Origin of the sequence: Haloferula chungangensis, from assembly GCF_042664875.1 — a bacterium.
Taxonomy (GTDB): Bacteria; Verrucomicrobiota; Verrucomicrobiia; order Verrucomicrobiales; family Akkermansiaceae; genus Haloferula; species Haloferula chungangensis.
Genome location: NZ_JBHTBS010000003.1, coordinates 416,541 through 427,645, shown reverse-complemented (window position 1 = coordinate 427,645; position 11,105 = coordinate 416,541). Strand labels below are relative to the sequence as shown.

Sequence of the window (11,105 nt, the reverse complement as noted above, 5' to 3'; positions counted from 1 at the left end):
GGTGCAGCACGGATGCTTGTGAGCGCAATTCGTGCCAAGCCGAGTGACGTTATTAGCGTTTTTTTGGCAGGCGGGCGAGTACTTTAGATGGGGGGGCAGGGCGGGGGGCGTCGCCCTACCGAGGCCAGGGCGGCCACTTCATTTAACAAAAGTTTGAAGTATTGGCGGGGATTGTGCGTTATGGTCCCACGAATGCCGGACGGGAAAGCAGAGATCGCCTATTGTCACGCTTGCGGGAGTCCGATGGACGTTTCGGGGGTTGGGCCGTTTACGAATGTGGAGTGCCCGAGCTGCCGAAAGCACACGCGGGTGAAGCGCGAGTTCGGGCCCTACACATTGCTGCGTCGGCACGCGATTGGTGGGATGAGCATGGTGTTCGTGGCGCAGGACAACACCTTGCATCGTGAGGTGGTCCTGAAGATTCTCAGCGAGGAATTTTCGGCAGATGAGAAACGCATTGCGGCCTTCGAGGAAGAGGCTCGGATCACGGCGGCGATCGGTCACCCGCATGTGGTCCGCGTGTTCACCACAGGGCGGGCTTTTGGACGGTTTTTCATCGCCATGGAATTTGTCCAGGGCGGGCACTACGAGCATCACATCAAGGAAAAGGGATCGATCCCTGAGGAAGAGGCGCTGCCACTGATGATTGAGGTGGCGGAGGGGCTGAATGCGGCCCACGCCGCGGGTCTGATCCACCGCGATATCAAGCCGGGGAACATTCTGTTGGATAGCCACGGCAAGGCAAAGATCGTGGACTTCGGATTGGCGCTGCTGACCCAGGGTGGCATGGCGCAGGCTGAGGAAATTTGGGCAACGCCGTATTATGTGCCGCCGGAGACGATCGAGGGGCTCCCCGAGGATTTTCGCTCCGATGTGTATGCCTTTGGAGCGACCTTTCATCATGCCCTCGCGGGCAAGCCGCCCTGCGGCGAGGAGTCGATGGACACCAATCGTCTGCGCAAGGCGAAGCAGAACATCCCGCCTTTGGCGAGTGTCGCGCCGTGGTTGAGCGCGGCGACCTGCGCGGTGATCGATCGCTGCATGGCCTACAGCGCGGCGGATCGATTCGATTCCTATGAAGAATTGATTGCGGCCTTGCGTGGGGCTCAGTCGCAGCTCGGTTCCGAACCGCCGGCCCCCAAAGGGGAGGATCGGCGGAAGAGAAGTGGCTCGAGTCTCGGCGAGAAGGCAGCGCTGGCCTTCGCGGGTTTGTTGATTTTACTGGCTGCTGGCTTTGCCTGGAAGTGGATCAATGAGGAGGACGATGAGTTGGTGGAAGAGCTGGATGAAAGCTCGGAAGTCGTAACTTCTCCCGACCCGGTGCCCTCGACCGATGGCGGAGGAGGATTGCGGGTGGCGAGTGCCTACCGCGAAGCCAGCGAGGCGCTTGGAAGTGGCGATTATGAGAGGGCTCGAGTGCTCTTCGGAGAAGTGCGCGACGATCCTGATGTTTTGGAGCCCACGGGTTCCTGGGCCGCATGCGAAGTCGTGGTGGCGAGTTATTTGGATGGCCGCTCCGAGCAGGCCCGCGAGGATGCGAGGCGGGCACTGGATCATGTGCGATCGGCGAAGGATCTGCCTTCAGGAATTGGCAACATTCTGGGAAAGGTCCTCGAGCGACTTCCTCAAATGGAGCCCATCAAGCCCCCAATGAACTTTGATAGCGGTGCCGGTCCGAGATATCTGGGCTGGTTGATGGTGGGGCTGAAGAGCTGGGAACAGGGCATGCCGGAGCTGGCAATTCCGTATTTCAAGGCGGTGGCGGAAGCTCCTGGAAAAGGAAACCATGCCTGGTTGGCTCCCTATTCGAAGATCGCAGGGGATTACCTGACAGATTACAGTCGGCTGAAAAAAGCCGAGCCGAAGAGCTTCAATGTCGGCAAGGCTGAGTCCGCGAATCTTCTCGATGACCTCCGGGCGCTGGATGCCACCTTGCGGACGAAAGGACGGGCCCGCTTCAACGTCCGCGTTTGGCAGGCGGAACTGGAGAAGTCCTTGGTGGCTCCAAAAGAAACTCCGGGTCTGGCGGCGAAAATTGACGATGCGACGGCATTTCCCGACAGCGCGATGGTGGATCTGTCGTCCTGCCGTTTCCCGACCGCCATCAGCAAGCTGAAGGCGTGGCGGCCGAGCGATGAGGATGGCGAAAAAAGGCGCGAGGCATTGCTGACCCTTGCTGAGGCGGCGACGACGTTTTTGGCAGAGTTGGGCGAGCGCACGGCGGGGAGGAGCGACCTCGAGTTGCTCAGTCGGGATGGACGGAAGTTCGAGGGAATTTTGAAAGGAGATGTCTCGCGCCCGCTGCTGAAGTCTTCGCATGGCGAGGTTTCACTTTCCTGGAGCGAGATTGACCCGAGCAGCCTGATCGAGCTGCACCGCGAGCTGTCACAGGACGAGGATCGTGAAATCGACAAGCTGCGCCGTCACGAGGAGGCGATCGCCTTCGACCTGCTCGCGGGCGATCGCGAGCGGGGAAAGGACGCCGGGGCTCGGTTGGCGGAGGTTTCGGAGCCCTTCGGACGGCGTTGGATGGTGGTCCTGCCGGCTCTGGATCACTGATTTTGAAAAGAATCCGCCGGATTTCAGGTGCGGGCTTGCCAGTCCGGGGCGGCATTTCTTAAGAGACCTGAAGCATCCTCATGGCCGCGAACTACACCGAAGCAGACATCAAGTCCCTCGATTGGCGTGAACACATCCGGCTCCGGCCTGGCATGTATATCGGCAAGCTGGGCGACGGATCCTCTCAGGACGACGGGCTCTACATCCTGCTCAAGGAAGTGATCGATAATGCGATCGACGAGCACATCATGGGCTACGGCAAGGAGATTCGGATCGACATCGATGAGGCGAGCCGGGTCGAGGTGCGCGACTACGGACGCGGGATTCCGCTCGGGAAACTTTTTGACTGCGCGGCGCAGATCAATACCGGGGCGAAATACGACAGCGAGGCCTTCAAGAAATCGGTCGGCCTGAATGGTGTCGGCATCAAAGCGGTCAATGCGCTTTCTGGATTCTTCGAAATCCAGGCTTGGCGCGATGGTCAGACGAAGGCGATTGAGTTTTCGAAGGGCGAAGTCGTCGAGGAGATGAAGAAGCCCCGCAAGGAAGAGCAGGCTTCGGGAACCCGTCTGGCCTACGACATCGATCGCACGATTTTCCCGGCAAAGGCAAGGTATAAGGACGCCCTCGTCGAACGGATGTGCCGCTATTACAGCTACCTGAACCCGGGGCTGACGCTGGTTTTCAACGGCAAGAAATTCAAATCGAAGAATGGTTTGCTGGATCTCCTTCAGGAGGAAGTCGAAGGTGAGATGCTCTACGAACCGATCCACTTGGTGGGTAAGGACATCGAGATTGCCTTCACGCACACGCCGGAAAGTGGCGAGGAATACTACACCTTCGTCAACGGTCAGAACACGACGCAGGGAGGCACGCATTTGGCGGCATTCCGCGAGGCTCTGGTCAATGTGGTGCGAACTTTCTATAAAAAGCAGTATGATCCGAGCGACATCCGCGCAGGAGTTGAAGCGGCGATTTGTGTGAGGATCGAGGAGCCGGTATTCGAATCGCAGACGAAGACGAAGCTGGGGTCGACGACGGTTTCGCCGGATGGCGAGACCTTGCGGACTTTCATCGGAAATTTCCTCAAGCAGCATCTCGACAACTACCTGCACAAATATCCGCAAGTGGCGGAGGCCTTGCAAAAGAGGATCTTGACCGCCGAACGCGAGCGCAAGGACCTGAAAGGCATTAAGAAAATCGCTCGCGATCGGGCGCGCCAGGCAAAGGTGCACAACAAGAAGCTGCGCGACTGCCGGGCCCATCTGGGGACCAAGCACAAGCAGGCGAAAGACAGCACGCTTTTCATCACTGAGGGTGACTCGGCATCGGGATCGATCACCAAAAGCCGCGACGTGGAAACGCAGGCGGTCTTCTCGCTGCGGGGCAAGCCGCTCAATACCTTCGGGCTCGCAAAAAAAGTCGTTTACGAAAATGAAGAGTTCGCGCTTTTGCAGGCGGCTCTGGGAATTGAGGACGGCATCGAAGGCCTGCGCTACAACCGTGTGGTGGTGGCGACCGATGCCGACGTCGACGGCATGCACATCCGCCTGCTCTTGCTGACCTTCTTCCTGCAGTTCTTCCCGGAAGTGATTCGTGAAGGTCACCTGCACATTCTCCAAACGCCGCTTTTCCGCGTGCGGAACAAGAAGGAGACAATCTACTGCTACGATGAGCAGGCGAAGGAGCTTGCCCTGAAGAAGCTGGGCAAGACCTCAGAGATTACTCGATTCAAGGGTCTGGGTGAGATCTCACCCGACGAATTCAAGTTCATGATCGGAGCCGACATGCGGCTTGATCCTGTGGAGTTCGAGGAAGGGAAGGGCGTCAAGGAACTGCTCGCCTTCTACATGGGTAAGAACACGCCGGATCGTCAGGAATACATCATCGAGAATCTTCGCGAAGACGTCGATCGGCAGATTGGCGACGCTGCTTGATTCTCCAAGCGATCAGCCCAAGGTCCGATCCTTCCGGGATGGGTGCTCCATTGATGATCGATTAGGGATGATCCGCATCTATCAACACGGGGATCATCATTCGATTGCTCGGATTTTTTCCCGGGCAGTCCACGAGATCGCCAGCGAAGTCTACTCGCCCGAGCAGTGTCTTGCATGGTCTCAAGTCGAGCCGCAGCCCGAGCACTGGGAAAAGCGATGCGAACTCAAGCGACCTTTCGTCGCGGTGAAGCAATCACAGATCGCAGGTTTTCTTGAACTGGATCCGGATGGTCACATCGACTATGCCTACGTGAACCCTGACTTCAAACGACAAGGAATCATGACAAGACTCGTCACCCACGCGGTCGACGTGGCCTTCTCCATGAATCTGCCTCGAGTTTATGTGGAGGCGTCGATTTGCGCAAAGCCGCTGTTCGAGCGTGCTGGATTTTGCGTGATCGCGGATCGCGGCGTTGATCTCTCGGGGATTCACCTGCAGAACTATGAGATGGAACTCAAGAACGCCCATGCCTAGGGGCGCGCGGGCGCGATGCCGGACTTTCAGGATTCGCTGCCCGGAAGTGCCAATGGCAGGGAGGAGCGATCGCGCTTTCCGTCGCTTTGCCCCTCGATCTCCATCGCCTCGGTGCCGGAAGTCTGGGCTTCACATCCGCTCGTTTGGCTTCATGGCCCCTCTCATCCACGATTCTGTCCGCTTCCGACCCTTTTCGCGGTTGTAAGAATCGCTCGGCTCTGCTTTCTCCGTGGCCGCATGTCCGAACGTAAGACTCTCGATGAACGCCAGCAGATGACTGACTTGGAACGGCTCCGCCATTCCACCGCCCACGTCATGGCCACCGCGATCCTCAGAATCTGGCCGGATGCCCAGTTCGCCTACGGTCCGCCGGTGGAAAATGGTTTCTATTACGACTTCGACATGAAGCACCGGATCACGCCGGATGATTTCGAGAAAATCGAGGCGGAGATGCGCAAGGTGGCGAAGGAGAACCAACGCTTCGAGCGGGTGGTGATTTCCCGCGATGAAGCGAAGGCGATGGCGGAGAGCGGTCGTCTTGGGGGCCTCTCCGAGCGCCCGGAGAATCCGAGTCGCTTCAAGCTCGACCTGATCGACAAGATCCCGGAAGGCGAAGAGATTTCCTGTTTCCAGAATGGTGAGTTCATCGACCTCTGCGCGGGTCCGCACGTGGGATCGACGGCGAAAACGAAGCACTGCAAGCTGATGAGCGTGTCGTCGTCGTTCTACATGGGTGATGAGAAGAAAGGTCAGCTTCAGCGCGTGTATGGCACGGCTTTCCCGACCAAGGACGAACTCATGGCCCACCTCGAGCGACTTGAGGAAGCAAAGAAGCGCGACCACCGCAAGCTGGGTCGCGAGTTGCAGCTTTTCCACATCGATGAAGCGGTGGGCCAGGGGCTGATCCTCTGGAAGCCGAAGGGGGCTTTGGTGCGCCGCGCGCTGCAGGACTTCATTACCTCGGAGCTCGACAAGCAGGGCTACTCGCAGGTTTTCACCCCGCACATCGGCAAGCTCGATCTGTATCGCACGAGCGGACACTTTCCCTACTATCAGGACAGCCAGTATGCGCCGATTCCTGAGCGCGATACGCTGGAGAAGCTGGCGGATGAGAACGCGACTTGCGATCAGCTCATCAACGGATTGGAGAGTGGTGCCTACGAAGGCTACATGCTCAAGCCGATGAACTGCCCGCATCACATCAAGATTTATGCGAGCGATCACCATTCGTATCGCGACCTGCCGGTGCGCCTGGCCGAGTTCGGCACGGTGTATCGCTGGGAGCAGAGTGGTGAGCTCGGGGGGATGACCCGCGTGCGCGGATTCACTCAGGATGACGCCCACCTATTCTGCACGCCGGATCAGGTCGCTGCGGAAGTCCAGGGCTGTCTTGGCTTGGTGAAAATCGTGCTCAAGACGCTCGGCATGAACGACTACAAGGTGCGCCTTTCGCTGCGTGATCCGGATAGCGACAAGTATGTCGGTTCGCCGGAAAACTGGGACAAGGCCGAGGCCGCGCTGCGCGAAGCGGTGCAGGTGCTGGGAGTCGACTACACCGAGGAGCTTGGGGAAGCGGCCTTCTACGGTCCGAAAATCGACTTCGTGGTCAAGGACGTGATCGGCCGCGAGTGGCAGCTTGGAACCGTGCAAGTGGACTACAATTTGCCCGAGCGCTTCGATCTGGAATACATCGGTGCCGACAACAAAGCGCATCGCCCCGTGATGATTCACCGCGCGCCCTTTGGTTCGCTGGAGCGCTTCACCGGACTGCTCATCGAGCACTTTGAGGGCAAGTTCCCGACCTGGCTGGCGCCGGAGCAGGTGCGGGTGCTGCCGATTTCGGACAAATTCATGGAGGCGGCGGAGGAAGCCACGGCCAAGCTCGCGAATGCGGGCGTAAGGGTCTCGCTGGACCGGAGTTCCGACAAAGTGGGTGCCAAGATTCGTCTTGCTCGATTGGATCGGGTGCCTTATATGCTCGTCATCGGCGCGCGCGAAGTGGAAGAAGGCACTGTCTCCATCCGCCACCGCGACCGCGACGACCTCGGCTCCAAGCCCATTGATGATTTTGTTGAAACGATACGTGAGGAAATTGCAAACCGGTCCCTTTGAGATGACCGGTCCTCTCGCTGCTGTGTCCGTATGATTGAGAATCCGGATCATCGTTTCCTGACCCCCTTCGCGGATTGGCCTGTGGACCTTCCACAGGCATCCGTGTCGCATTGAACACCACGCCACCTACTGCTATCGCTAAGAAAAAGAAACGCTACAATCGCGCCCCGCGTGACACGACCCGAATCAATGAACGGATCCGCGCTCCGCGTGTCCGCGTCGTTCTTCCGGACGGTCGCCAGCTCGGCATCATGACTCCGATGGAGGCATTGGCTAAAGCCAAACTGGTCGGGCTCGATCTCGTGGAAATTGCGGAAAAAGCGGACCCGCCGGTTTGCCGCATCATCGACTACGGCAAATACAAGTACGAGCAGGCGAAACTTCAGAAGCAGCAGAAGACTTCGAAGAATGCGACCCGGATGAAGGAAATCAAATTCCGCGTCCGTACCGAGCAGCACGATTACAACATCAAGCTCGGACGCATCGAAAGCTTCCTCGACGAAGGTCACAAGGTGCGCGTCGTCCTCCAGTATCGTGGCCGTGAGAACGCCCACAAGGAGCTCGGTTTCGACAAGCTCAACCGGATCATCGGCGACCTCAAGACCATGGCCAACGTGGACCAGGAGCCTCGCCTCAGTGGTCGTGCTGTTGGCATGCTGCTCTCGCCACTTCCAAAGGCCCAGCGCCAGCGGAAATTCCACCTCTATCATGGTGAGCTCATCGATGAAGATGAATTCGCTGCTGAGGAGGAAGAGGATGACGAGGAAGTCGACTTTGATTCCGATGCCGATGAGGCCCAAGCCGACGGCGAGGAAGATCGCGCTGAGGCGTGATGGAGGGAATCCGATTGTGGCTCTTCGATATCGACGGCACGCTCGTTGATACCGGAGGAGCTGGTCTGCTGGCTCTCAAGGAGGCGGCAACCGAGTGCTTTGGTGGCGAAGGTCCTGAGTTGGACCTCGCGGGCAGCACCGACTCGGGGATCGTCCTCAACATGTTTTCGCACTTCGGTCTGCCCCACTCGGACGATCAGGTGGAGCGCTTTTATGAGTTCTATCTGGGGCGCCTTGAGTGGAACCTGGCCCACGCGGGATTCGAAGGGAGGGTTCTGCCCGGAGCCGTGGATTTGCTTGACCAGCTTGCGGCCGATGAGGACGCGACGGTTGGGCTTCTCACGGGAAACATTGCCGGTGGAGCGGCGCTCAAGATGCGACACTACGGGCTGGATCATCACTTCGCCTTTGGTGCCTACGGATGCGATTTTGCAGATCGAAACCTGCTTGGCCCCATCGCATTGGACCGGGCGGCGAAGCACTCAGGTCGCTCGTTTTCTCCCGAGGAGACTTTGGTCATCGGCGATACGCCGAAGGACATCGCCTGCGCCCATGCCATGGGCTCGAAGTGCCTGGCCGTGGCGACGGGGAAATTCAGCGTCGATGAGCTCCTCGAAGCGGGCGCTGACTTTGCGCTGCCGGGCTTGAGTGAGTTTGGGATCTGATTTTTTTCAGCCAGTGAGGTTTGCAGATCGGGCGGAGGGCTTTCTCGAAAGAACCACCGGGTGGGGTGGGTAGTCGGTCTAGCCTGATTTGTCTCACCTTGAAATGACTCACTGGATCGCCACGAAACAATGCCGCCTTCAGCTGATCGTCTCTGCTGCCATCTGGGTTTTTGCAGTGGCTGCGGGTTCACTTCAGGCGAAGGGACGCCCTAATATCCTGTGGATCTTTTCTGAAGACCTATCGCCCTTCATGGGCTGCTATGATGATCCGATCAACAGGGGCCACACGCCTGCAATCGACGAAATGGCGGCGAGTGGTGTGTTGTTCAAAAGGGCTTTTGTTACCGCACCCGTATGTTCCGCCTCACGTTCGGCAATCATTACCGGAAAGATGCAAACGAGCACCGGCACTCACCATCATCGGTCGAGTCGGGCCCCTGAAGGTGAACAGGTTCCCGAAGAGCTAAGGATTCATCTGCCGGATGGGATGATGACCATTCCCGAACTGATGCGAAAGGCAGGCTACTTCACCTTCAACATCGGGAAGGACGACTACAACTTCCACTATGATCGCCGCGCGCTTTACTCGGTTGGCACCAAGGAGAGCTACCTTGCCGGGATGAATGGCTGGCAGGGGAACTCGGCTGAAAAGATCAATTTATTCCGATCTAACAACTGGAACGCCCGCGAGGACAAAGCTCAGCCATGGTTCGGACAAATCATGATCTGGGGTGGCAAGGCTGAGGCAAAGCACGTCCGCAAGGGCGAGGTGCTGAAGGCCCATGAGCTGCCTTTGCCGCCTTACTTCCCTGATACGCCTGCGCATCGCAAGGCATGGACGGCTCATTACAATGCCGTTCGTGGAGCCGATGCTCAAGTGGCGGAAATTTTAGCGATCCTTGAGGCGGACGGAGAGCGGAACAACACGCTGGTGTTCTTCTTTTCCGATCATGGCAGCAACCAGTCGCTTCGGCATAAGCAGTTTTGCTATGAGGGAGGAGTTCATGTTCCGCTGGTGATGATGGGAAATCATCCGGCTCTGAAAGCGGGTACCATTCGGAACGAACTGGTCTCAAGCCTGGATATCTCCGCGACCACGCTAGCCTTTGCCGGTGCAAGATTGCCGGACTATCTCGATGGTCGGGATCTTTTTGCGGCGGACTACGAGCTTCGGGATCATGTGATCTCGGCGCGCGACCGCTGTGATTACACGATCGACCGTATCCGCAGCGTGCGGACAGAGAAGCTTCGATACATCCGAAATTACTATCCGGACCGTCCTCTGCTCCAGGCACAGTATCGAGATAACCAGGCGACAGTAAAGGACCTGAAGCGTCTGCATGAAGAAGAAAAACTGACCGCCTATCAGGACTCACACTGGTTTGGCCTTCGGCCGAGTGAGGAACTCTACGACATCGGAGCGGATCCGCATCAGGTTCACAACCTGGCAGATGATCCGAAGTTTGCTGGCGAGTTGAAGCGGCATCGGAGAATCCTCGAGAACTGGATCAGGGAGACCGATGATAGAGGTCAGTATCCCGAGTCCGCCGTCCAGCTCAAGGGCACCTATGAACTCTGGAAGGAAAGGCCAGTCTTCAGAGATGCGAAGGTGAATCCTGAGTATGATCAATTCCGGAACTGATCCCGACTGAAAGGGCCGGATCTGAAATGGCGGATGCTCGCCTTCGCCGTTCTGCGCGGTATGATGCGTCGTTCAGGTTGCGCGGGACGGTCGGGGAGTTTCGCAGGTGGCTTGCTTGACCTGCCTTGGCCGAAGGAGTGAAGTCAGGGCATGACGGTCGTCACAATTATCGAGTATTTGGCGGTCATCGCTGCGGCGATCTATGGAATGCTTCTGGCATCGCGCACCGGAATGGACTTCGTGGGTTCGTTCGCGGTGGCGTTTTTGGCGGCCTTCGGAGGTGGCACCCTGCGCGATCTCTTTTTGAACCGGGATGAGCTATTCTGGATCGTCAATCCGCATTACCCGATCACGGTCTTCGTGATTTGTATCATTGGTGCCTTCACCATCGATCATTTGCCCCGCATCAAACCATTGCTGCTTCTTCCCGATTCACTTGGCATGGCGTTCTTCACGGTTGTTGGAACCGTGATTGCGCTTGAAGCGCAGGATTCGTGGTTCATCGCTGCGTTGATGGGCGCCATCACCGGCACCTTTGGCGGGGTGCTGGCAGACGTTGTCTGCAACGAGGTCCCAAGTCTCTTCACTCCGGCACCCTTGTGTGCCACCTGTTCATTCACCGGAGCGTGGGTTTACATCATCGGTGACTACTTCCGGATGGAACAAGTGAGCTTGATGATCGCAAGTGCCGCGGTGGTCGTGGTGTTCCGGCTGTTAGCAGTGCGCTTCAACTGGCGTTTTCCACCTCTGAGAAGTGCCTAGGGGAGGCGGAGAAAAACCTCGGGGCCGTCGTCAGGGAAGGTCTAACAGAGAAGCGCATGC

Annotated in this window: 8 protein-coding genes; all 8 read left to right on the top strand. The window is 58.0% G+C overall.

Annotated features, from left to right (window positions below; genetic code table 11):
* Positions 1–309: 309 nt before the first annotated feature.
* A complete protein-coding gene (locus ACFQY0_RS08450; protein ID WP_379711297.1) occupies positions 310–2,559 on the top strand; it encodes a serine/threonine protein kinase in 2,250 nt (749 codons plus the stop codon).
* Positions 2,560–2,639: 80 nt separating this feature from the next.
* Positions 2,640–4,496 carry a DNA topoisomerase IV subunit B gene (locus ACFQY0_RS08445; protein WP_379711295.1) on the top strand — a complete coding sequence of 619 codons (1,857 nt, stop codon included), beginning with the start codon at positions 2,640–2,642 and terminating at the stop codon, positions 4,494–4,496.
* Between the two features lie 67 nt (positions 4,497–4,563).
* A complete protein-coding gene (locus ACFQY0_RS08440) occupies positions 4,564–5,031 on the top strand; it encodes a GNAT family N-acetyltransferase (protein ID WP_379711293.1) in 468 nt (155 codons plus the stop codon).
* Positions 5,032–5,268: 237 nt separating this feature from the next.
* The gene (thrS, locus tag ACFQY0_RS08435; protein ID WP_379711292.1) at positions 5,269–7,143 is read left to right on the top strand and encodes a threonine--tRNA ligase; all 1,875 of its coding nucleotides are present in this window, start codon (positions 5,269–5,271) and stop codon (positions 7,141–7,143) included.
* A 110-nt stretch (positions 7,144–7,253) separates the two neighbouring features.
* On the top strand, positions 7,254–7,976 hold the full coding sequence (gene infC / locus ACFQY0_RS08430; protein ID WP_379711290.1) for a translation initiation factor IF-3: 723 nt from the start codon (positions 7,254–7,256) through the stop codon (positions 7,974–7,976).
* The gene (locus tag ACFQY0_RS08425; RefSeq protein ID WP_379711497.1) at positions 7,976–8,641 is read left to right on the top strand and encodes an HAD family hydrolase; all 666 of its coding nucleotides are present in this window, start codon (positions 7,976–7,978) and stop codon (positions 8,639–8,641) included. Before infC ends, ACFQY0_RS08425 begins: the two co-directional genes overlap by 1 nt.
* 103 nt (positions 8,642–8,744) lie before the next feature.
* Complete coding sequence (locus tag ACFQY0_RS08420) at positions 8,745–10,283, top strand: sulfatase family protein (protein ID WP_379711288.1); 1,539 nt, start codon at positions 8,745–8,747, stop codon at positions 10,281–10,283.
* A gap of 150 nt (positions 10,284–10,433) precedes the next feature.
* On the top strand, positions 10,434–11,045 hold the full coding sequence (locus ACFQY0_RS08415; protein ID WP_379711286.1) for a trimeric intracellular cation channel family protein: 612 nt from the start codon (positions 10,434–10,436) through the stop codon (positions 11,043–11,045).
* Positions 11,046–11,105 lie beyond the last annotated feature (60 nt).